The following is a 20675-nucleotide window of genomic DNA, read 5'->3' as shown; positions in this document are numbered from 1 at the left end:
ATGACCCAAAGCAAAGGAGCTTATGCCATGGCAGTTATCGCCTGGATCGGACTGGGGAACATGGGCGGGTCCATGTCCGTGAACCTCGCCGCGGCCGGCCACAACGTCCGCGGTTTCGACCTCAACCCTGAGGCCGTTGCCACCGCCGCCGCAGGCGGTGTCAAGCCCGCCGTAAGCATCGCCGAGGCGGTTGACGGCGCCGACGTTGTGTTTACCATGCTTCCCAAGGGCGAACATGCCCGCGCCGTGTACCTGGGCGAAGACGGCGTGCTGGCCCACGCCGACACCAAGACCCTGCTGGTGGACTCCTCCACGATCGACATCGCCTCGGCCCAGGCCCTGCACGACGCCGCCGCTGCGGCGGGCTTCCGCTTTGTCGACGCGCCCGTCTCCGGCGGCATGAGCGGTGCGAAGGCCGCCACGTTGACGTTTATGATCGGCGGGGAGGCCGGCGCGGTGGCCGACGCCACCGAATACATCAAGCCGATGGCGGCGAACATCATCCCCACCGGCGGCGCCACCACCGGCCAGGCCGCCAAAATCTGCAACAACCTGATGCTCTTTATCAACCTCGCCTCGACGGCCGAGGGCGCGGTGCTCGCGGACCGTCTGGGCCTGGACAAGCAGGTCTTCTGGGACATCGCCTCCGTCTCCTCCGGCGACAGCTGGGCGCTGCGGACCTGGTACCCGGTGGCCGGCGTTGTGCCCACCGCCGCCTCGAACAACGACTTCGCGCCGACGTTTACCGCCGAGCTCGCCAACAAGGACATCGGCCTGGCCATCAGCGCCGCCCGCGACACCGGCACGCCGCTGGAGATCGGCGAGCACGTCCAGCAGCTTTTCCAGCGGCTCATCGACGGCGGCCAGTCCGGCACGGACTGCTCCGCAATCGTCAAGCTGGTTGACGGCTCGTTCGAGTCCGCCAAGCAGCCCTAAACCTTTTAGAAAGAGATCCTCCCCATGGAACGCATTCCGCACTTCATCAACGGCGCCCTGATCTCCGATGCCGAGCGCTACGGCCCCGTCTTTAACCCGGCCACCGGCGAGCAGGAAAAGGAGGTCGCCCTGGCCTCTGCCGGCCGCGTCCAGGAAGCCGTTGAAGCCGCCCGCGCCGCGCTGCCGGGCTGGCGCGCCACAAGCCTCGCCAAGCGCACCACCATCTTCTTTAAGGTCCGCGAACTGCTGTTGGCCCGCCGGCCCGAACTGGCTGCCCTGCTGACCAGTGAACACGGCAAGGTCCTCTCCGACGCCGAGGGCGAAATCACCCGCGGCCTGGAGAACATCGAGTTCGCCACCGGGCTCTCCCACGCGCTCAAGGGCGAACGTTCCGAACAGGTCGCCGGCGGTGTCGACGTTCACTCGGTGCGCCAGCCGGTCGGCGTCGTCGCCTGCGTCACGCCGTTCAACTTCCCGGCCATGGTGCCGCTGTGGATGATCGGCAGCGCCCTGGCCTGCGGAAACACTGTGCTGCTTAAGCCCAGCGAAAAGGATCCGTCATCCGCGGTCTTCATCGCCCAGGTCTTCGCCGAGGCCGGCCTGCCCGCCGGTGTGTTGAACGTTGTGCACGGCGACAAGGAAGCCGTCGACGTCCTGCTCGAACACCCGGACGTCAAGGCCATCAGCTTTGTCGGTTCGACGCCGATCGCCCAGTCCATCTACAGGCGTGCCGCCGACCACGGCAAGCGCGTGCAGGCCCTGGGCGGCGCCAAGAACCACATGGTGGTCCTTCCCGACGCGGACCTGGCAATGGCCGCCGACGCCGCCGTCTCGGCCGCCTACGGTTCCGCCGGGGAGCGGTGCATGGCCGTCAGCGTGCTGGTCGCGGTCGGAAACATTGCTGACGAACTCGTGGCGGCGATCAGCACCCGGATGGCCGCGCTCACGATCGGCCCCGGCACGGACCCGGCCTCGCAGATGGGTCCGCTCATCACGGCCGAACACCGGGACAAGGTGGCCTCCTATGTGGCCGGTGCGGCCGACGAGGGCGCCACAGTAGTGGTGGACGGCCGGGAACAGGAGTTCGACTCCAACGGCTTTTTCATCGGCGTCAGCCTGGTGGACCACGTCAAGCCCGGCATGAAGGTCTACGACGATGAGATCTTCGGCCCGGTCCTCTCCGTAGTCCGGGTCGAGAGCTACGCCGACGCCGTGCAGCTTGTCAACGACAACGAGTTCGGCAACGGCGTGGCGATCTTCACCCGCGACGGCGGCGCGGCCCGGCAGTTCGAGTTCGACGTCGAGGCCGGCATGGTCGGCGTGAACGTGCCGATCCCGGTGCCGGTGGGTACCTTCTCCTTCGGCGGCTGGAAGAACTCGCTCTTCGGCGACACCCACATGTACGGTCCGGAGAGCATCCGCTTCTACACCCGGGGCAAGGTCGTCACCACCCGCTGGCCGGATCCCGCCACCTCGGTGATCGACCTGGGTTTCCCGCAGGTCGACTAAAGTCGGCATATGAGCACGCTTGAGAACCGGCCCAACACGGCCCTGGTCGTCGTGGACATGCAGCTCGACGTCGTCGCGGCGGCCTACCGCCGCGACGACGTCATCGCGACCATCGCCACCCTCGTGGACAAGGCGCGCGCCGCCGGGGCGGCGGTCGTCTGGGTGCAGCACAGCGGGGCGGAACTCCCGAGCGGCAGCGCAGGCTGGCGCTATGTTCCCGAGCTCGTCCGGGGCGAGGCGGAGCCGCTGGTGCCCAAGGAGTACAGCGACGCCTTCGAAGCGACCGACCTGGAGTCAGTGCTGGCCGGCCGCGGCATCGGCCGTTTGTTCCTGGCCGGAGCGCAGACCGACGAGTGCATTCGCTCCACACTCCACGGTGCCATCACCCGCGGATATGACGTCACCTTGGTGGCGGACGCCCACACCACCGAGGACCTCAGTGAATTTGGTGCGCCGCCGCCGGAACTTGTGGTGGCCCACACGAATCTCTATTGGCGGTACCATCGGGCTCCGGGGCGCACCGCAGGAACCGTGAACGCTGCCGACGTGGACTTCGCTAGCCCTTCATGATCTCGGCCCGCTGGGCCATGTAGTCCTCCATGGAGAGCTCGCCGTCGCTGTAGCGCTGGTCCAGGTCGGCGAGCTTGCGCGCCCGGAAGCCCTGCGGGGCCGCCGGCGGTTGAGGCGTCGGCTCCGGCGTCGGCTCCGGGGTCGGAATCGGCGCCGGCGGCTGCCATTGCTGCTGCGGCGGGTGATTCAGGTACTCCGGGCTGTCCTCATACGGGGCGCGGTAGTCCTGCTTCGCGGGAGGCTGCGGTGCGCCGAGCTGTCCGAATCCGCCGTAGTAGTCCCGCTGGGTGAAGCCGTCCCGCGGCGGGTTTCCCTGCTGGCCGGGGCGGGGGCCGGGGCCGGGACCGGCGCCGGGGAAGTTGCCGAACCGGTCCGGCAGCCCGCCGGGCATACCCTGGTTCCGGTTTCGGCCGCGCACCGACTTCTTGTAGTAGCGCATAGCCATCGGGACCAGGAATGACAACACGATGATCCAAAAGAACAGACTGTTCACGGCACGCCTTTCAGGAAGTGTCCTTCCAGCCTAACGCGCAGACCCGTTCCGGGGTGCCCGCGGCCGGGCGCACGTCAGGACCGTACTGGCTCGCCGGTGCCGGGAGGGCCTTCGCCCGACCCCAGCGGCATGCCGGTGCCGGGAGGGCCTTCGCCCGACCCCAGCGGCATGCCGGGTCCGAAGACGGGCCCCGGGAGCGGGCGCTTGGCCGTGACGCCGTCGCCGGAGGAACGGTGCCGGATCCGCCGGACCACCCACGGTACAAAGTATTCACGGGCCCACACCAAATCACCGGACCGGGCCTGCCGCCAGCTTTGCGGCGGCAGCGGCTTGGGGGAGAGGGGCTCCAGGGTGTGCTCGACGTTGAGGGATTCCAGGACCATGGCCGCGATGGTGTGATGGCCCAGCGGCGAGAAGTGCAGCCGGTCCGCATCCCACATCTGCGGGTCGTTCAGCTGCCGCAGGGACCACATGTCCGCGATGATGGCGTCGTGGCGGGCCGCGATGGTGCGGAGGTTCTCGTTATAGATGGCCACCTTGCTCCGTACCCGGCCCAGCACGGAGGAACCGGTGTCGGGACCGTTGAAGAGGACCACTGTGGCGCCGGCCAGGGCGAGGATCTGCACCACCGAATCCAGTTTCTCGGCCAGGGCATCCGGGTCTCCGCCGGGGCGGATCAGGTCGTTTCCGCCGGCGGACAAGGTCACAAGGTCGGGCCGCAGGGACAGACAATGCGCCAGTTGCTGGTCCACTATCTGCTGCAGGAGACGGCCCCTGACGGCCAGGTTGGCATAGGCGAAGCCGTCGTGGCCGCGGCTCAGTTCCTCGGCCACGCGGTCCGCCCAGCCCCGGTGTCCACCCGGACTCGCCTGTTCGGGGTCGCCGATGCCCTCGGTAAAGGAGTCACCCATGGCCACGTAGCGGGACCAGGGATGGGCAATGACGTTGTCCGGGGAGGTCGCGAGGGCTTCAGTTTCGTTCACCTTCATATGGTGCACTCTTCCGGTAAAGCCGCGCCACCGGAAATTGTTACTTCCAGGTAACTGTAAGAATGGAGCCATGACACACGCTGTTGCCTTCCCCGCCCCTGTTGTCCTGTGGTCCCAACCGGAGCCAGAGCGGGCCGGCAGGCCGCTGCTGGTCCTGCTGCACGGCTATGGGGCCAACGAAGCGGACCTTATGAGCCTGGCCGAGCTGCTGCCGCCGGAATTCGCCGTCGCGTCGGTGCGCGCCCCGATGGTCTCCGGTGCAGGCTTCACCTGGTTCCCGTTGTCGGCGTCGATCGGCTACTCCCTGGACGCCGTCAAGGATGCCGCCGGGTACGTCGAGAACTGGCTCGACTCGGTTCGTCCGAACCACCCGTCCGTGACGCTTTTGGGCTTTTCAATGGGGATGGCGCTCGCCACCGCGCTGTTACGCCGGCGGCCCGCGGACTACGCCGCCGTCGTCGGACTCTCCGGTTTTGCGGTCGACGCCGGTGCTGACAGCGGTTTCCGTGACGCGGAGCTGGACGGGACGGTGCCGATGTTCTGGGGCCGCGACCAGCAGGATCCCGTGATCCCGGCCGAGAAGGTCGACTTCACCCTGGGCTGGGCCCGTCAACACGTTAAGCTCACCAAGGTCCTGTACACCGGAATGTGGCACGGCATCAACCAGCAGGAAATCGGGCACGTCGGCGAGTTCCTGACCCATGAGGTGCTGAGGAGCTGAACCGGCGGCGCCGGGGCGGACTGTGCCCGGCGCCAGTGTCCGGGTTACGCTCCGGCAGGGGTACTGATCCGCACTGTCCTGCCGTTGACGGTTACGGTGTCCCCGTGGTGGAGCTGGCGGCCGCGGCGTTCGTCAATATCGCCGTTGACCTTCACGAGTCCGCCCTTGATCAGCTCCGCCGCTTCCACCCCGTCCTCAACCAGGCTGGCCAGCTTCAAGAGCTGGCCGAGCCGGATCATGTCGTCGCGGATGGGGACCTCTGCAATTTCCGGTTTGCTCATAGAAGTAATGATGCCTGACGAAAGGGGCCAGCAATGACCCACACACCCCGGCTTCCGTTCCTCGCGGGGCTGCCCCTCGCCGTGGCGGCGGGGCTGATGATGCCCGTGCAGGGCAGGATCAACGGCGCCCTGGGGACGGCGCTCGCGGACGGAATCGGCGCCGCTGTGGTGAGTTTCTCGACCGGGCTGGTGGTGATGATCGTGATTTCGCTCGTCCTGCCGCGCGGACGGGCCGGGCTGGCGCAGATCCTGCCGGCCGTCCGGGAGCGCCGGTTCCCGCCCTACTTCGTCCTGGCCGGCTGCATCGGCGCTTTCTTCGTCTTCGCGCAGTCGTTCACGATCGGCGTGCTGGGGGTAGCCCTGTTCACGGTCGCTGCCGTGACCGGCCAGACCCTCAGCGGGCTGCTTGTCGACCGGATCGGGATTGGCCCGGCCGGCCGGAGATCCATCACCGGAATCAGGGTGCTGGGCAGCGTCCTGACCGTTGCCGCCGTCGCCTGGGCCGTATCTCCGCGCTTCTCCGGTGCTGAAGCGGGAATGTCCGATCTGCTGGTTCCGGTCCTGGTCCCCGTCCTGGCCGGCTTCCTGATGAGCTTCCAGCAGGCCATGAACGGCACCGCTGCTGTGCACTACGGCACACCGATCGCCGCTACCCTGATGAACTTCATCGCCGGCTCGGTCCTGCTCTGGGCCGCGTGGCTGGTCAAGGCCGCCGTCGCGGGTCCAGGCAACGCGCTGCCGGGGGAGTGGTGGTACTACCTGGGCGGGCCCATGGGCTGCGTCTTTATCGGCGTCGGGGCCCTGCTGGTGCGCAGCCTGGGCGTGCTGGTGACCGGACTGGGCATGATCGCGGGCCAGCTGCTGGGTTCGCTGGGACTGGACCTGGCGTTCCCGTCGCCCGGCACGGTGGTGGAGCTGCCCACCGTTCTGGGAACACTGCTGACCCTGGCCGCCATTGTGCTCGCGAGCCTGCCGTGGCCCCGGGGTGTCCTGGGGCGGGGCCGGGGACCGGCTGCCCGGTAGGCTAGGAGGCGCAGCTTCCTGCACCGCCACCATTAAGCACTCCTCCGGGACCGGCTGGTTGGCGCGTGCCGGTGTTTGTGTTTTAGTTTTGCGTTTTTGTAGTGCCCCGACCGGCAACCAGCCGGGGTTCCGGGGCTGAGACCGCGGACCGCACCCAGCGGCCCTGTAGAAAGTGGAGTTCCCATGGCAGCAAAATCCGTCCTCGACCAGATCATCTCCCTCGCCAAGCGCCGGGGTTTCGTATTCCAGGCCGGTGAAATCTATGGGGGTTCCCGTTCTGCCTGGGACTATGGGCCCCTGGGTGCCGAGCTGAAGGAAAACATCAAGCGCCAGTGGTGGCAGTCAGTGGTCCGTGGCCGCGACGACGTCGTTGGCCTGGATTCCTCGGTCATCCTGCCCCGCCAGGTCTGGGAAGCATCCGGGCACGTTGACGTGTTCTCCGACCCGCTGGTCGAATGCCTCTCCTGCCACAAGCGTTACCGCGCCGATCACCTCGAGGAAGAATTCGAGGAGAAGAAGGGCCGTCCCCCCGAGAACGGCCTTAAGGACATCGCCTGCGCAAATTGCGGCACCCGCGGAGAATGGACCGAGCCGCAGGAATTCTCCGGCCTGCTCAAGACCTACCTCGGCCCGGTGGCCAACGAAGAGGGATTGCACTACCTGCGTCCGGAAACGGCCCAGGGCATCTTTGTGAACTTCTCCAACGTGCTCACCACGTCCCGCAAGAAGCCGCCCTTTGGCATCGGCCAGATCGGCAAGTCCTTCCGCAACGAGATCACACCGGGCAACTTCATCTTCCGCACCCGTGAGTTCGAGCAGATGGAAATGGAATTCTTCGTCGAACCGGGCACCGACGAGCAGTGGCACCAGTACTGGATGAAGGAGCGGATGTCCTGGTACACGGGCCTCGGCATCCGGGAAGAGAACCTGCGCTTCTTCGAGCACCCGCTGGAGAAACTCAGCCACTACTCCAAGGGCACCACCGACATCGAGTACCGCTTCGGCTTCCACGGCTCGGAGTGGGGTGAGCTTGAGGGCGTCGCCAACCGCACCGACTTCGACCTCTCCACCCACGCCAAGGCCTCCGGCCAGGACCTGAGCTACTTTAACCAGGCCACCAACGAGCGCTACACCCCGTACGTGATTGAACCGGCCGCCGGGCTGACCCGTTCGTTTATGGCGTTTATGATCGACGCGTACACCGAGGACGAGGCACCCAACTCCAAGGGCGGCGTCGACGTCCGCACAGTACTCAAGCTTGATCCGCGCCTGGCCCCGGTCAAGGCGGCAGTGCTTCCGCTCAGCCGGAACGAGGATCTGTCCCCGAAAGCCAAGGACCTCGCTGCCCAGCTGCGCAAAAGCTGGAACATCGAGTTCGACGACGCCGGCGCCATCGGCCGCCGCTACCGCCGTCAGGACGAAATCGGCACGCCGTTCTGCATCACAGTGGACTTCGAGACCCTGGACGACCAGGCCGTCACCATCCGCGAACGCGACACCATGAGCCAGGAGCGCGTTTCCCTGGACAAGGTGGAGGGTTACCTGGCCGCACGGCTGATCGGCGCCTGATCGTGGCGATCGCATACCGTCAATGGCGCGACGGCGACGACCTGGCACTGCTCGAAATCTGGGGCGGGCCCGAGACCGAGCAGGCCCGGCAGTTCCGCGGTACCCTGGCCCCCTCGGGCGGGGCGCCGTGGCGGCGCTGCATCGTGGCCGAGGACGTCGTCGACGGTGTGGCCATCCCGGTCGCGGCCGGCGTTGTGCACGAGGCCTCGTTGCACCCGGAACGGCTCTGGGCCTACATCGAGGTTGACCGGCACCACCGCCGCACGGGCGTCGGCTCGACGCTGCTGACCATGCTGCGGCACGAGGCGGCCCAGTCGCCGTCCGGTGTCAGCCGGCTGCGGACCAAGGTGGAGCCGGGCACCCCCGGCGCGGCCTTCGTCGAGGCGGCAGGGATGGTGCCGATCCAGCGTTCCCGGCTCGTCGTCGTCGACCCCGGCGCGCTTAAGCTGCCCGTTTTCGGCGACGGTTCCGAGGCTGCTGCCTCCGAGCAGGTGGAGGACCTGGCCACCGGTTCGGTGGAGCTCAGCGATGTGGTGGGACGCTACTACACGTCCGTGCACGGCTGGGACAGCCCGGGTGAGCTCAGTATTGCCAAGGTCCAGCGCTTGTTCCTGGACGAGCTCAGCGGAGCGCACGGCGCGATTGTGCTGCGCGCACCGAAGGCCAGTGCCTTCGGTGCGGGGGTGCCGGCCAGCAGGAAGGGCAGGCTCGAGGCTTTTGCCATCAGCTACGCCGAGCTCGTACCCGTCGACGGAACGGCGGGCGAAGCCCCGTCCGGCCAGCCCACCGACGTATTCCTGGGCCACGAGCCGAACCTCTCCGCGGACGAAGCCCAGGCAGCGGTTCGGGACTTGCTGGCGCTGATTGCGTTCCAGCACCCGGTGCTGCTGGAACTGGACGACTCGATGTCGGCGCTGAGCGCCGTCGTCGAGCCGCTGCTCGAAAGCGGCAAAGCCCGTCTGCAGGGTGCCAATACGCTGGTGGTCTCGGACCCGGCCTAGCCATTAACTCAACTGACCCGCAGTTGCGGCCGTTATGAAGCGTGATAACGGCCACAGCTGCGGGTCAGTTTGCGTGCAGGCCTATTTACCCGGCGGCATCACCGGGGGAACGAAGTCGAACGTCATGCCCAGGAGCCAGACGAGCAGCAGCACCACCGGCAGGTGGAACACAAACTGCAGGAAGGTAAAGCCCACCAGGTCCCGGGCCCGCAACTTCAGCACGGCGAGCAACGGAAGCATAAAAAACGGGTTGATCAGGTTCGGCAGGGCCTCGGCGATGTTATAGATCTGCACGGTCCAGCCGAGGTTCATCTGGACGTCGGTGGCCGACTGCATCACGTACGGCGCCTCGACGAGCCACTTGCCGCCACCAGAGGGGACAAGCAGGCCGAGCAGGGCGGTGTACAGCGCAATAACGACGGCGAACCCGCCGCCGCTGCCGATGCCCGAGAAGAACTCGGCCAGGTGCGCGGAGATGGTCATCCCGCCGTTGCCGGTGGCCTTGGTGAGGATCGCGGCCATCGCCGCATAGAGCGGGAACTGGACCAGGATTCCGGCGGTCGCCGGAACAGCCTTGGTGACGGCCTGCAGGAAGTTCCGCGGGGTCCCGTGCAGCACCAGGCCCAGGATGAGGAAGACCAGCAGGTAGCCGTTGAGGCTGCTCACCACGGTGAGGAAGGGCTTGGTAAGGAACTGCGAGATAAGCCAGCCGAGTGTCAGGATGCCGGCCAGCACCGGCAGGATGATGCTGTATTCGAGCCACTCGCCCGGGCGCGAACGCGGTGCCGGTTCGCCCGGCGCGTCGTCAAGGTCGACGCCGAGGTCCGCGGCGGTGCGGATGGCGCCGCCCCGGGGCGCCGAGAAGTGCGCGATGACTGTGGTCAGCGCCATCAGGATTGCCAGGGTGAGCAGCGACTGCCACGTGAAGATGGTGGTGCCGAAGTCCAGGATGCCGGTGATCTTCAGCAGTGCCGGCGGCAGTGAGGCGGCGGTGGCCTGCAGCTGTGCTGCGGAGGAGGACAGCCCGAGCGCCCAGACGGCGCCGAGGCCCATAAAGGCTGCGGCGCCAAGCGCGCGGTAATCTACCGTCAAGTCTTTGCGGCGGGCTATGGCACGGGCCAGCAGGCCGCCGAAGATGAGGCTCAGGCCCCAGTTCAGGAAGGACACCGACATTGACATCAGCGCGACAAAGCTGACCGCGGTTTGGGCGGTGGCCGGGACGAGGGCCAGCCGGCTGATCAGCTTGGCTACGGGCGGTGAGGTCGCCACAACGTAGCCGGTCAGCACCACCATCGCCATCTGCAGGGTAAAGGCCGTCAGGTCCCAGAATCCGTTGCCGAATGAATCGGCGATGGACTGGGGCGAAGCTCCGATGGCCAAGGCGGCCACAGCGATGATGATGACGCCGGCCAGGGCGAAGACGTAGGCGTCCGGAAACCACTTCTCGGTCCACGCGGCCAACCGTTGGGCTATCCGGGCGAGACCGCGTTCTTCGCCGCTTTCGCTTTTGCTCAGGACTGTGTTTGCCACAGGGGTGTACCTCTCCATTGAGTGCTCATTTGTACCCGTAGGAGTGTAGCCAAACGATGGCGGTATCCAGGCTTATCGGCGCCGGCCGCCTGCGCGCCGCGGACCTTCGGCCTTGTCCAGCCGCCTGCGTTCGTCCTCGGTAGGTGCTCCGCCGCCGAGGGCCGCGGGCATCCACCACGCACCCGGGGCCGGGTCCAGGGGGAAGTCCGCGATGCAGGTATCGATGCCAGCCTGCAGGGACCGTCGCAGCGAGTCGGTGGCCGCCCGGGCGTCCTGGGACGGGTCGACGCAGACCGGTTCCCCGACGTGGATCCGGACCGGCGCGCGCCAGGCGCGGGCAGGGGAAAAGCCGTGGTTCCTGGTCATCAGCCGGTGGGCGCCCCAGACGGACACAGGGATGATGGGCACCCCGGCCTCGGCCGCCATCCGCACCGCGCCGGTCTTGCACTCGCGCACGCGGAAGCTGCGGCTGACGCCGGCCTCCGGCAGGATCGCGATGATCTCGCCCGCGCGGAGCTTTTCCACGGCGGCGTCGTAGGCATGGGCGCCGGTTCCATAGCCGACGACGATGTGCCCGGCTGCGCTGATGGCCGGGCCCGCGAACCAGTGGTCGGCCGCCCCCTGGGTGATGAGGAAGCGCATCTGGGCCTTGGCGCGCCACCAGAGCAGCACTTCGGCGAAGGCGAAGTCGAGGTACCCGAAGTGGGTGATCGCGACGACGGCGCCACGGCCCGGGACCACCCGCCGGGACCGACCCTCCCGGCCCCCGCCGCGGGACTCCGGCGCCGGGAGGTGTTCCTGCCCGGTCACGATGACCCGGATCCGGAAGAGCCGGCGCAGCATTCGCCCGGTGCTGACGATCACGCGGTAGAAGCCGTCATTGGGCCTGGGGCGCCAGGGCATGTCAGCGACCGCCCTGAATCCGGCGGGGCGGCAGGGGCAGGAAGCCCGACGTGGACTCCACATATTCCTTATAGCCCGGGCGGGCGGACATGGCCTTCTCGGTCAACGGCTTGCCGGATTTGCCCGCTAGCAGCCAGATCATCAGTGCAGGGGAGAGGACCGTCAATACCCCCGGCCAGGAATCGGCGGCCACCAGGAAGATTCCGGTCCAAACAGCGGCGTCGCCGAAGTAGTTCGGGTGCCGGGTGTAACGCCAAAGCCCTGTGTTGAGCACGGTCCCGCGCCGGGACGGATCATCCTTGAACTGCGCCAGCTGCCAGTCGCCAACCGCCTCGAAAACAAAACCGACAGTCCACAGCAGCACACCAAGCCATGCCAGCCAGCCAAGGTTTCCGGTGCCGAACATCCCGACCTGGACGGTCAGGGAGACGAAGAACAGGATCACACCCTGCGGCAGGTAGACCTTGCGCACCGCGTAGCTGTTGCGGGACCCCGGAGCTGCGGAGAGCATGTCGACGTAGCGGGGATCCTCGTGGCCGCCGCGGGCCCGAAGCCCGATGTGGACGGCGAGGCGGATGCCCCAGACCGCCACCAGCGCCAGCAGCAGCAGCCGCCGGCCGCCGTCGCCGGCTCCGGCGGAAAGGAACCAGGAGATGACGGCCGCCACTACAAAGCCCAGGCCCCAGACGGTGTCGATGACGGAGTGGCGGTTCTGCCGGACGGCGATGCTGAAGGTGATGGCCAGCAGCACCACAAGGCCCGCCGCCACCCACGGCAGGCTGGCCACGAAGCCGGTGAGCGGAAAGTCCGCCATTACAGCACCACCGGGAGGCTGGCGGCGGCGGGAAGGAGGCTGCGGAACGAGCCGGCGCCGCCGTGTGGGTCCGGCCTTGAACCGCCCGCGAACGCATCGAGGATAAAACCGTTGGCGAGCAAGTTCCACAGGTGCAGCCGGCGGAACATAAAGTGCCCTGCTCCCTTGAGGGAGACGTAGTCCACGGACTCGGCGACGCCGTCGGCCCGGCGGGCATACGCGAGCGAGTTCCCGGGGCTGGTCCAGCGGTCCTCGGTGCCATGGACGATCAGGATCCGGCGGCCGGCCACTCGCTCCACCGGGGTTTCGGCGTTAAGCCAGGGCGCAAGGGCGACGACGGCTTCCACCTGCGGGTGGTCCGCGACGCAGAGTGCGGTCAAGCCCCCCATCGAGTGGCCCAGAAGATAGATCGGAACCCCAGGATGTTCACGGCTGATGTGGTTCAGTGCCCACCGGGCATCCTGGACCGGGGACATCGCCGCGCCGTTCCAGCCCCGGTACCGGTTCCGAAGAGTCCAGACTGCCAGGCCATCGTCCGTGCCGGCGTTGCGGAGGGCGCGGGCGAAGGGCAGCATCCGGGCCGGACTCAGGTGCCGGGCACGGACGGATTCGAAGCTGTCGGACCGTCCGCCGTGCAGGACCAGGGCAACTCCCCGGGTTTCCCCGGCTGCCGCGGCAATGCTCAATACGGCCTTGGCGGCGGGGCCCGGGCGCTCAGGTTCGCGGTCGTCTATCTTGCGTATGGCCATGCCGTACCTCCACATCGTGTCCGTCGTTTTCAACCGTCGTTTTCAACCGTCGTTTCCAACCATAGGGCGCAGCGCCCGCAGTGGGGCTCCGAGCCGCAGGGCGCGTCAGGTCCCGCGGTTCCCGGGGACGGCCCACAGGACATTCGGAGCAGTGCCCGGGAAAGATGGGCTTTAGAGCTGGGACGCGTGCCCTGCGGGCGTACCGGCCGCATCCTCTTGACGGGTTCTGGGTGAAGGAATAAGCGTTTCCGAACCGGGACGCCAGGTTCTCGCCGGTCATAGCGTGCCATTGGGAGGACTCCCGGGACACCGAGGCGAACATCGCCTGGGTGCGGGACTATGCAGCGGCCCTGCTGCCCTATTCAGAGACTGCGGGCTACATCAACTTCATGGACGGCGACGATCTGGGCCGGTCGCGGAAAATTACGGGCCGAACTATCAGCGGTTGAGGGCGGATAAGGCCAAATACGATCCGCAGAACCTCTTCCGCATGAACCAGAATATCGCGCCGGCCTAACCAGGCGGGATACAGTGTCGCGGCGTCGCTGGTCCGGACGGCGCCGCGGAGCGCCGTAGAGTTTTTCCCATGAGGTTGAACCGCTGATGGGCGCCGGACATTTACACACCCCGCACGGGCAGGCGGATTTGACGCCGGCTGCGCTCGCCGCCCGCAAGAAAGCCAACGTCATTCTGGCCGCTGTCCTGATCCCGCTGACGCTGCTGACACTCGTGGCGATGGCGTTGCTGTGGCCCTCGGGCAGCAAAGAGGGCATCACGCTGGCCAGCCCCTATGCGGCCGCGCCCGGCGTCACTTTCGACACGGGCAAGATCCAGCGCGTTGTCACTGGCAGCTGCATGGATGCGCTCCAGCAAGGGCAGCCCGTGGCGGACGCGGGACCGCAGCAGGGATCGGAGTGCACCTTTGCGTTCACAAACCCGGACAGGGGCGGAAACCCCGTCAAGGTGGTCATCAACCCGGACGTCGCGAAGTCCCACGGCGTAAAGCCCGGCGACAACATCCGCTACCTGAACCTCTCCAAGGCCCAGGGGGCGGACACCCATGGCGCGCCGGCCTACGTCTTCGTCGACTTCGTCCGGACCATGCCGATCATTTTCCTCGCGGTGCTCTACGCCGTCGTTGTCATCGCCGTGGCCCGCTGGCGCGGGCTGCGCGCCCTGATCGGACTCGTCGGGGCTTATGCGGTGCTGGTCAGCTTTATGCTGCCCGGCCTCGTGGAAGGCAAACCGCCGCTCCTGCTGGCACTGGTGGGGTCCACGGTGATCATGATCGGGGTCCTCTACTTCGCCCACGGCTTCTCCGCCCGGACCTCGACGGCGCTGCTCGGGACCATGTTCGGGCTCGCCATCACCGCGCTGCTGGCGGCCTGGGCCACCGACGCCGCCAACCTCGCCGGGGTGGGCAGCCACGACTCCGCCACCCTGGCGAACATCTCGGACAACATCTCGATCTCCGGCATCATCCTGTGCGGCCTTATCATCTCGGGCCTGGGCGTCCTGAACGACGTCACCATCACACAGTCCTCGGCGGTGTGGGAGCTGTGGGAACTGGCGCCGGAAACGTCCGCCCGCCAGCTGTTCACCTCCGCCATGCGGATCGGACGCGACCACATCGCCTCCACCGTCTACACCATCGCCTTCGCCTACGCCGGCGCGGCCCTGCCGGTGCTGATCCTGGTGATGCTTTACGAAAGGCCGCTCGGGGACGCCTTGACCAGCGCCGAGCTCTCCGAGGAAGTGATCCGCACCCTCGTCGGTTCCGTCGGGCTTGTCCTGGCCATCCCGGTGACGACGCTGATCGCCGTGTTGGTCGTTAAAGCGACCGGGATGAGGCCAGCTGCGGGCAGGGCAGCCACCGAGGACACCCTGCACAAGGGGGCCGACGCGGGCCCCGCCGGTGCCGCAGTCATCGATGCCGCCCTGCGCGAAGGAGCCGCTGCCGGTGCCGGTGCAGCTGCCGGTCCGCGTCCGGACTTCGACGGTGCCGCTGCCGCCGGCGCCTTTGAAACTGGGCCGGCGGGGCGGCGCGGACGCCGGGCCGCCGACCGGGACTGACACCGGATTTCCACATAGCGGGCGGGGGTTCCGACCGATTTGCCCGGATTTGAGACAATGGACAAGTGACTGTTGTAGCTACCCCTCCCGCCCCCAAGCTGGAACTCCCGCCCCTGAAGCTGGGCCCGCTTACGGTGGATACTCCCGTGATCCTTGCTCCCATGGCCGGCATTACCAACTCAGCCTTCCGCAGGCTCTGCCGAGAATACGGAGGCGGCCTGTACGTCGCGGAGATGGTCACCTCCCGTGCCCTCGTCGAACGCACGCCGGAATCGCTGCGCATCATTTCGCATGACGAGGACGAGAAGGTCAGGTCCGTGCAGCTCTACGGCGTGGACCCGGTCACGGTCGGCCAGGCAGTCCGGATGCTCGTGGAGGAGAACCGGGCGGACCACATCGACCTCAACTTCGGCTGCCCGGTACCCAAGGTAACCCGGCGGGGCGGCGGCTCCGCCCTGCCCTGGAAGATCGATCTGTTCACCTCGATTGTCCGGACCGCCGTGAAGGAAGCGTCCAAGGGCAACATCCCGCTGACCATCAAAATGCGCAAAGGCATCGACGAGGACCACCTCACCTACCTTGACGCCGGACGGATTGCCCGCGATTCCGGCGTTGCCGCCGTGGCGCTCCACGGCCGCACCGCCGCGCAGTTCTATTCGGGCCAGGCCGATTGGTCCGCGATTGCCCGGCTGCGCGAAGCCCTTCCGGACATCCCTGTGCTCGGCAACGGTGACATTTGGTCGGCCGAGGATGCCATCCGGATGGTCCGGGAGACCGGCGTGGACGGTGTCGTCGTGGGCCGCGGCTGCCAAGGCCGCCCGTGGCTGTTCGGTGATCTTATGGCTGCCTTCGAAGGCAGCGACGAGCGGCACAAGCCGGACCTGCGGCAAGTGGCCGAGGGTGTCTACCGGCACGCCGAGCTGATGGTCGAAACCTTTGGCAACGATGAAGGCAAGGCGCTGCGTGAAATCCGCAAGCACATGGCCTGGTACTTCAAGGGCTACGTGGTCGGCAGTGAACTGCGGACCAAACTCGCCATGGTGACTAGTCTTGAGGTCCTGCGCGAAACGCTGGACCAGTTGGACCTTGATTCGCCGTACCCCGGCAGTGACGCCGAGGGCCCCCGCGGACGCGCCGGCTCGCCCAAGAAGCCCGCCCTGCCCAAGGACTGGCTGCTGGACCGCAACATGGACGCCGAGCAGTCGCGTGAGATCAGCCACGCGGAACTGGACGTTTCCGGTGGCTGAAACCAGGACAACCGCGCCCGTGCTGGACGGCTACCTGGGCCGCGACTGTGCCCGCTGGGTGGAGGAACCGGCCAAGTCCACCTACCGCTCTGACTTCGAACGGGACCGCGCCAGGGTCCTGCACTCCTCCGCCCTGCGCCGGCTCGGGGCAAAAACCCAGGTAGTGGCCCCGGATACTGACGACTTCGTCCGCACCCGCCTCACCCACAGCCTCGAAGTGGCGCAGGTGGGCCGGGAACTGGGCCGCGCCCTGGGCTGCGACCCCGATGTTGTGGACACCGCCTGCCTCAGCCACGACCTTGGCCATCCGCCCTTCGGCCACAACGGTGAATCTGCCCTGAACGAGGTAGCCCACGCGATCGGCGGCTTCGAAGGAAACGCCCAGACGCTGCGGCTGCTGACCCGGCTGGAGCCCAAGGTCCTGGCGCCGGACGGCCGGCCTGCCGGGCTGAACCTCACTCGGGCGAGCCTCGACGCCGCGGCGAAGTACCCGTGGTCAGCCGCGAATGCACCCGTCATCCGCGGCGAACGGACCAGCAAGTTCGGCGCCTACGAGGACGACCTGCCGATCTTCGACTGGATCCGCGAGGATGCGCCCGAACGCCGCTCCTGCCTCGAAGCGCAGGTTATGGACCTCGCCGATGACATCTCCTACTCAGTGCACGACGTCGAGGATGCGATCGTCGCCGGGCACTTCCAGCTCCGCTGGATGGACAATCCCGACCACCGGGCCCGGGTGGTCGGCTACGCGAAGCAGTGGTACCTCCCGCATTACGACGCCGCCGAGATAGATGCCGCCCTCGCCCGGCTGGAGGCCACCAGCGTCTGGGTGCGCGAGGCCGATGGGAGCCGCAAGTCCATGGCAGCGCTCAAGGACATGACAAGCCAGCTCATTGGCCGGTTCTGCCAGAGTGCGCTGGCGTCCACCCGGGCGGTCTACGGACCGGAGAATCTGACCCGGTACAACGCGGAGCTGATTGTCCCGGACGAGACCGTGATGGAAATCGCCGTGATGAAAGGCCTGGCCACCACCTTCGTGATGACCACCGAACACAGGCAGCCCATTTACGAACGCCAGCGCGAGGTCCTGCACGCCCTGGTGACCGCTTTGAGCGCGACCGGGGACCGACACCTGGAGCCCATGTTCGCGGCGGACTGGCGAGACGCCGCCGACGACGGTGCTCGGCTGCGTGTGGTGATCGACCAAGTCGCGTCGTTGACCGATGGGTCCGCGCTGGCGATGTATGAGCGGCTCGTGGGCAGCCTGCCATCGCTGTGGTGACGTCTCCGGTGACTTGCCCGCAGTGTCCTGCCAGTGGGCGGCCGCCTGAGGTCCGCGGTACTAGGATGGCACTGTGGCTGGCCTGATCAAACGTGAAGATATCGATGAAGTACGCCAGCGCACGGACATCAAGGAAGTCGTCGACGGCTATGTGACCCTCAAGGGCGCCGGGCTGGGCTCCTACAAAGGCCTGTGCCCGTTCCATGACGAGCGGTCGCCCTCGTTCACCGTCCGGCCCCAGGTCGGCCGGTACCACTGCTTCGGCTGCGGCGAAGACGGCGACGTCATCTCCTTTGTGCAGAAACTGGACCACACCTCGTTCCAGGAAGCCGTGGAAAAACTCGCCGCCCGGATCGGCTTCGAACTCCGGTACGAGGACGGCGGCTCCGGCCCGAACCGCGAAGACGTCGGCCGGCGGCAGCGCCTGCTCGACGCCCACAAGGTAGCGGATGAGTTCTTCCGCGCCCAGTTGCTGACCACCGGGGCTACGGAAGGCCGCAACTTCCTGCACGGCCGAGGTTTCGACCGTGCCGCCGCCGAACTGTTCGGCGTCGGCTACGCCCCGCAGGGCTGGGATTCCCTGCTTAAGCACCTCCGTGGCCGGGGGTACACCGATCCCGAACTCAAACTCACCGGTTTGTTCTCCGAAGGCGGCCGGGGAATTTACGACCGGTTCCGGGGGCGGCTGATCTGGCCTATCCGCGACATCGCGGGGGACACAATCGGCTTCGGAGCCCGCAAGCTTTACGAAGACGACCAGGGCCCGAAATATCTCAACACACCCGAAACAGCGCTCTATAAGAAATCGCAGGTCCTCTACGGGATCGACCTCGCCAAGCGCAACATCGCCAAGGACCGCCAGATCGTTGTGGTGGAAGGCTACACCGACGTGATGGCCTGCCACCTCGCCGGGATCACGACCGCCGTGGCCACCTGCGGTACGGCGTTCGGTACCGAGCACATCAAGATTGCCCGCCGCCTGCTGTCCGACGACGGCAGCGGCGGCGAAGTCATTTTTACCTTCGACGGCGACGCTGCCGGACAGAAGGCGGCGCTGCGTGCCTTCGAAGAGGACCAGCGGTTCGTCGCCCAGACGTACGTGGCCGTCGAGCCAGGCGGGGCCGACCCGTGCGAGCTGCGACAGACCAAGGGTGACGCTGCCGTCCGTGACCTTATCGGCACCCGCCGCCCGCTGTTTGAATTCGCGATCCGGGCCAGCCTGAAGAGGCACAATCTGGACACCGTCGAGGGCCGGATCGCAGCCTTGCGGGAATCGGCACCGGTCGTCGCGCAGATCCGCGACGCCGGCATCCGTCCCGCCTATGCCCGGGAATTATCCGGCTGGCTGGGCATGCCGGTAGAGGAAGTCAGCCGTGCCGTGCTCGCAGCCGCCAAGCGTTCCGCCCAGCCGCCGTCGGGCGGCGGCCACTACCAAGGCCAGAGCCGGGGGCAGGGTCAAGGTCCCTCGCCAGTCGCCGGTGGCCGCTCCGCGCCCGGGGTGGCACCCGTGCCGGCGGCGGCCGGGTTGCCGGCCTTTAACCGGCCCGACCCGCGCGACCCCGTGGCGGCAATGGAACGGCAGGCGCTGGAGGTTGCCCTGCAGCAGTCCGCGATGCTGGAAGGTGAGACCTGGCTGCGTTTCTCCGAGGCGAGGTTTTCCACACCGGCGTACCTGGCCATCCACGAGGCCATCCGGGCCACCGGCCTGGCGTTCGCTGGCGATCCGGCACGGTGGGTGGAGCAGTTGCTGCAGGAGGTGCCCGAACCGCTGCGCCCGCTTGTGTCCGAGCTGGCCGTGGTGCCGCTGCCCGCCAGCACGTCCGACGGCGTGCTGCGCTACTGCCGGGATATCTTGGCTCGGCTGTTCGAACTGCAGATCACTAGGGTCAAGGCCGAGAAGATGGGACAGCTTCAGCGCCTGGACGCCTCCGCCGACCCGGAGGACTTCCAACGGCTGAACCGCGAGCTGATGGAGTTGGAAATGCAGAGGCGGTCGCTGCGCTCGGAGGCCTGACAGGCCGGCAGGGGGATTCAATTTCGCTTCCCGGCCCGGTGTTTGCTAGGCTTGTATCCGCTTCATTCCTCCTTAGCTCAATTGGCAGAGCATTCGACTGTTAATCGAAGGGTTGCTGGTTCAAGTCCAGCAGGAGGAGCGCGCAGTCCCCGTCCCGGGCAACCGGGGCGGGGACTTTTTATACCCGGCGGGGGTATCGAGGGGGGTAGCCGGGAGTTGCAGCAGGCCGATTTCCTAAGCGGCAAAACCTTTGCTAATGTCATACCTGCTTCATTCCTCCTTAGCTCAATTGGCAGAGCATTCGACTGTTAATCGAAGGGTTGCTGGTTCAAGTCCAGCAGGAGGAGCGGACAGGTCCCGCAGTCGGTGAGTATCCGGCTGCGGGACCTTTTTTGTGCTTGTGCCGGGCACCCTCCCGCGTGCTCAGACGAAGTACATCTCCACCTGCAGGAAGCGTTCAGCCTCGGCCACGGCGGCCTGGAAGGCTTCGCGTTCGGTGGGGGACGTGCGTGGTTCTCGCGGGTGCCATTCGTGCGGCGCCGAGTGGACCTGGGTGAAGCCGCCACCTGGCGGAGCGTAGAAGATGGCGAAGCGTTGCACGGGCCACTCCGGGGAGGTCTCCGGGGCGACCAGGAGCGCGGAATTGTGGGCCGGGTTGTACCACTGCGCGATCGGGCGCCGGCGGTCCTCGGCGAACAGCCCTGCGGCGAAGAGCGCGGCCGACTGTTGGCTCATTTGGGTGCACAGGCGATCCCACCACAGAGGCAGGATTCCGGTGTCGGACCGCTGCCACGTGGCCGGTAAGGGCGGAGGATCCTGCCAGTGGGGCACGTCTTCCACTTTATCGCCCGGTGTGGGGCCGCAACAGGGCCGGACGGCGGGACCACGCCCGCACCAGGTGGACATGCTCTGTGTTCGGGTTCCCCGGCGGACATAGTGGCTATGTGCCCGGTCCTGGGTGCCAAGGGTGG

General features: G+C 67.1%; 20 protein-coding genes and 2 tRNA genes. 14 read left to right on the top strand and 8 right to left on the bottom strand.

Annotated features, from left to right (window positions below):
• Nucleotides 1-27: 27 nt before the first annotated feature.
• From mmsB to ABIB49_RS04695, 3 genes are read left to right on the top strand one after another with little or no spacing between them, the layout of a single operon-like run.
• Nucleotides 28-936, top strand: coding sequence for a 3-hydroxyisobutyrate dehydrogenase (gene mmsB / locus ABIB49_RS04705; protein ID WP_283479899.1), 909 nt, complete (start codon nt 28-30; stop codon nt 934-936).
• Between the two features lie 24 nt (nt 937-960).
• Nucleotides 961-2445 (top strand): CoA-acylating methylmalonate-semialdehyde dehydrogenase, encoded by a 1485-nt coding sequence (locus ABIB49_RS04700; RefSeq protein WP_354156760.1) that lies wholly within the window; start codon nt 961-963, stop codon nt 2443-2445.
• A 9-nt stretch (nt 2446-2454) separates the two neighbouring features.
• Nucleotides 2455-3015 (top strand): isochorismatase family protein, encoded by a 561-nt coding sequence (locus ABIB49_RS04695; protein WP_354156759.1) that lies wholly within the window; start codon nt 2455-2457, stop codon nt 3013-3015.
• Here ABIB49_RS04695 and ABIB49_RS04690 read toward each other — a convergent pair.
• Nucleotides 3002-3508, bottom strand: a complete 507-nt coding sequence (locus ABIB49_RS04690) for a hypothetical protein (RefSeq protein WP_354156758.1) — start codon at nt 3506-3508, stop codon at nt 3002-3004. The two genes, ABIB49_RS04695 and ABIB49_RS04690, sit on opposite strands and share 14 nt — an antisense overlap.
• Nucleotides 3509-3582: 74 nt before the next feature.
• On the bottom strand, nt 3583-4497 hold the full coding sequence (locus tag ABIB49_RS04685) for an SGNH/GDSL hydrolase family protein (protein WP_502913755.1): 915 nt from the start codon (nt 4495-4497) through the stop codon (nt 3583-3585).
• Nucleotides 4498-4567: 70 nt separating this feature from the next.
• Here ABIB49_RS04685 and ABIB49_RS04680 point away from each other — a divergent pair, with 70 nt between their 5' ends.
• Entirely contained in the window at nt 4568-5218 is a 651-nt protein-coding gene (locus ABIB49_RS04680; RefSeq protein WP_226774970.1) for an alpha/beta hydrolase, read from the top strand.
• 44 nt (nt 5219-5262) lie between these two features.
• Here ABIB49_RS04680 and ABIB49_RS04675 read toward each other — a convergent pair whose 3' ends face one another.
• Nucleotides 5263-5499 carry an RNA-binding S4 domain-containing protein gene (locus tag ABIB49_RS04675; RefSeq protein ID WP_226774971.1) on the bottom strand — a complete coding sequence of 79 codons (237 nt, stop codon included), beginning with the start codon at nt 5497-5499 and terminating at the stop codon, nt 5263-5265.
• Between the two features lie 33 nt (nt 5500-5532).
• Between ABIB49_RS04675 and ABIB49_RS04670 the strand changes: the two genes are divergently transcribed.
• The 3 genes from ABIB49_RS04670 to ABIB49_RS04660 all read left to right on the top strand — a co-directional run bounded on the left by ABIB49_RS04670 (nt 5533) and on the right by ABIB49_RS04660 (nt 9092).
• Nucleotides 5533-6522: a DMT family transporter gene (locus tag ABIB49_RS04670; protein ID WP_226774972.1), complete on the top strand. Its 990-nt coding sequence runs from the start codon at nt 5533-5535 to the stop codon at nt 6520-6522.
• 183 nt (nt 6523-6705) lie between these two features.
• Nucleotides 6706-8091 (top strand): glycine--tRNA ligase, encoded by a 1386-nt coding sequence (locus ABIB49_RS04665; protein ID WP_226774973.1) that lies wholly within the window; start codon nt 6706-6708, stop codon nt 8089-8091.
• A 2-nt stretch (nt 8092-8093) separates the two neighbouring features.
• Complete coding sequence (locus tag ABIB49_RS04660) at nt 8094-9092, top strand: N-acetyltransferase (RefSeq protein WP_226774974.1); 999 nt, start codon at nt 8094-8096, stop codon at nt 9090-9092.
• An 81-nt stretch (nt 9093-9173) separates the two neighbouring features.
• Here ABIB49_RS04660 and ABIB49_RS04655 read toward each other — a convergent pair whose 3' ends face one another.
• The 4 genes from ABIB49_RS04655 to ABIB49_RS04640 form a co-directional block, all read right to left on the bottom strand.
• Nucleotides 9174-10622: a short-chain fatty acid transporter gene (locus tag ABIB49_RS04655; protein WP_226774975.1), complete on the bottom strand. Its 1449-nt coding sequence runs from the start codon at nt 10620-10622 to the stop codon at nt 9174-9176.
• Nucleotides 10623-10694: 72 nt separating this feature from the next.
• The gene (locus ABIB49_RS04650) at nt 10695-11525 is read right to left on the bottom strand and encodes a lysophospholipid acyltransferase family protein (protein WP_226774976.1); all 831 of its coding nucleotides are present in this window, start codon (nt 11523-11525) and stop codon (nt 10695-10697) included.
• Nucleotide 11526: 1 nt separating this feature from the next.
• On the bottom strand, nt 11527-12339 hold the full coding sequence (locus ABIB49_RS04645) for a DUF1295 domain-containing protein (RefSeq protein WP_354156757.1): 813 nt from the start codon (nt 12337-12339) through the stop codon (nt 11527-11529).
• Entirely contained in the window at nt 12339-13088 is a 750-nt protein-coding gene (locus ABIB49_RS04640; RefSeq protein ID WP_282359296.1) for an alpha/beta hydrolase, read from the bottom strand. Before ABIB49_RS04640 ends, ABIB49_RS04645 begins: the two co-directional genes overlap by 1 nt.
• A 283-nt stretch (nt 13089-13371) precedes the next feature.
• Here ABIB49_RS04640 and ABIB49_RS04635 point away from each other — a divergent pair, with 283 nt between their 5' ends.
• The 7 genes from ABIB49_RS04635 to ABIB49_RS04605 all read left to right on the top strand — a co-directional run bounded on the left by ABIB49_RS04635 (nt 13372) and on the right by ABIB49_RS04605 (nt 20051).
• The gene (locus tag ABIB49_RS04635) at nt 13372-13605 is read left to right on the top strand and encodes a BBE domain-containing protein (RefSeq protein WP_282359297.1); all 234 of its coding nucleotides are present in this window, start codon (nt 13372-13374) and stop codon (nt 13603-13605) included.
• An 86-nt stretch (nt 13606-13691) separates the two neighbouring features.
• The gene (locus ABIB49_RS04630) at nt 13692-15161 is read left to right on the top strand and encodes a YibE/F family protein (protein WP_354156756.1); all 1470 of its coding nucleotides are present in this window, start codon (nt 13692-13694) and stop codon (nt 15159-15161) included.
• Between the two features lie 65 nt (nt 15162-15226).
• On the top strand, nt 15227-16408 hold the full coding sequence (gene dusB, locus ABIB49_RS04625; RefSeq protein WP_354156755.1) for a tRNA dihydrouridine synthase DusB: 1182 nt from the start codon (nt 15227-15229) through the stop codon (nt 16406-16408).
• The gene (locus ABIB49_RS04620; RefSeq protein WP_226774273.1) at nt 16401-17690 is read left to right on the top strand and encodes a deoxyguanosinetriphosphate triphosphohydrolase; all 1290 of its coding nucleotides are present in this window, start codon (nt 16401-16403) and stop codon (nt 17688-17690) included. The genes dusB and ABIB49_RS04620 overlap by 8 nt, the downstream gene beginning before the upstream one ends.
• Nucleotides 17691-17763: 73 nt before the next feature.
• Nucleotides 17764-19704, top strand: a complete 1941-nt coding sequence (dnaG, locus tag ABIB49_RS04615) for a DNA primase (RefSeq protein WP_354156754.1) — start codon at nt 17764-17766, stop codon at nt 19702-19704.
• A 66-nt stretch (nt 19705-19770) separates the two neighbouring features.
• Nucleotides 19771-19843: transfer RNA gene (locus tag ABIB49_RS04610), tRNA-Asn, on the top strand.
• 135 nt (nt 19844-19978) lie between these two features.
• Nucleotides 19979-20051: transfer RNA gene (locus ABIB49_RS04605), tRNA-Asn, on the top strand.
• Nucleotides 20052-20127: 76 nt separating this feature from the next.
• Here the strand turns inward: ABIB49_RS04605 and ABIB49_RS04600 are convergent.
• Entirely contained in the window at nt 20128-20535 is a 408-nt protein-coding gene (locus ABIB49_RS04600) for a hypothetical protein (protein ID WP_309485681.1), read from the bottom strand.
• Nucleotides 20536-20675 lie beyond the last annotated feature (140 nt).

This window comes from Arthrobacter sp. UYCu512 (assembly GCF_040547075.1).
In the GTDB taxonomy this organism is placed as follows: domain Bacteria; phylum Actinomycetota; class Actinomycetes; order Actinomycetales; family Micrococcaceae; genus Arthrobacter.
This window is presented reverse-complemented; position numbering and strand designations above follow the sequence as displayed.

Bases quoted from the DNA above. Each gene is read 5' to 3' on its own strand.
- mmsB (WP_283479899.1), top strand. From the start codon at position 28: ATGGCAGTTATCGCCTGGATCGGACTGGGGAACATGGGCGGGTCCATG.
- ABIB49_RS04700 (WP_354156760.1), top strand. From the start codon at position 961: ATGGAACGCATTCCGCACTTCATCAACGGCGCCCTGATCTCCGATGCC.
- ABIB49_RS04695 (WP_354156759.1), top strand. From the start codon at position 2,455: ATGAGCACGCTTGAGAACCGGCCCAACACGGCCCTGGTCGTCGTGGAC.
- ABIB49_RS04685 (WP_502913755.1), bottom strand. From the start codon at position 4,497: ATGAAGGTGAACGAAACTGAAGCCCTCGCGACCTCCCCGGACAACGTC.
- ABIB49_RS04680 (WP_226774970.1), top strand. From the start codon at position 4,568: ATGACACACGCTGTTGCCTTCCCCGCCCCTGTTGTCCTGTGGTCCCAA.
- ABIB49_RS04675 (WP_226774971.1), bottom strand. From the start codon at position 5,499: ATGAGCAAACCGGAAATTGCAGAGGTCCCCATCCGCGACGACATGATC.
- ABIB49_RS04670 (WP_226774972.1), top strand. From the start codon at position 5,533: ATGACCCACACACCCCGGCTTCCGTTCCTCGCGGGGCTGCCCCTCGCC.
- ABIB49_RS04665 (WP_226774973.1), top strand. From the start codon at position 6,706: ATGGCAGCAAAATCCGTCCTCGACCAGATCATCTCCCTCGCCAAGCGC.
- ABIB49_RS04650 (WP_226774976.1), bottom strand. From the start codon at position 11,525: ATGCCCTGGCGCCCCAGGCCCAATGACGGCTTCTACCGCGTGATCGTC.
- ABIB49_RS04645 (WP_354156757.1), bottom strand. From the start codon at position 12,339: ATGGCGGACTTTCCGCTCACCGGCTTCGTGGCCAGCCTGCCGTGGGTG.
- ABIB49_RS04640 (WP_282359296.1), bottom strand. From the start codon at position 13,088: ATGGCCATACGCAAGATAGACGACCGCGAACCTGAGCGCCCGGGCCCC.
- ABIB49_RS04630 (WP_354156756.1), top strand. From the start codon at position 13,692: ATGGGCGCCGGACATTTACACACCCCGCACGGGCAGGCGGATTTGACG.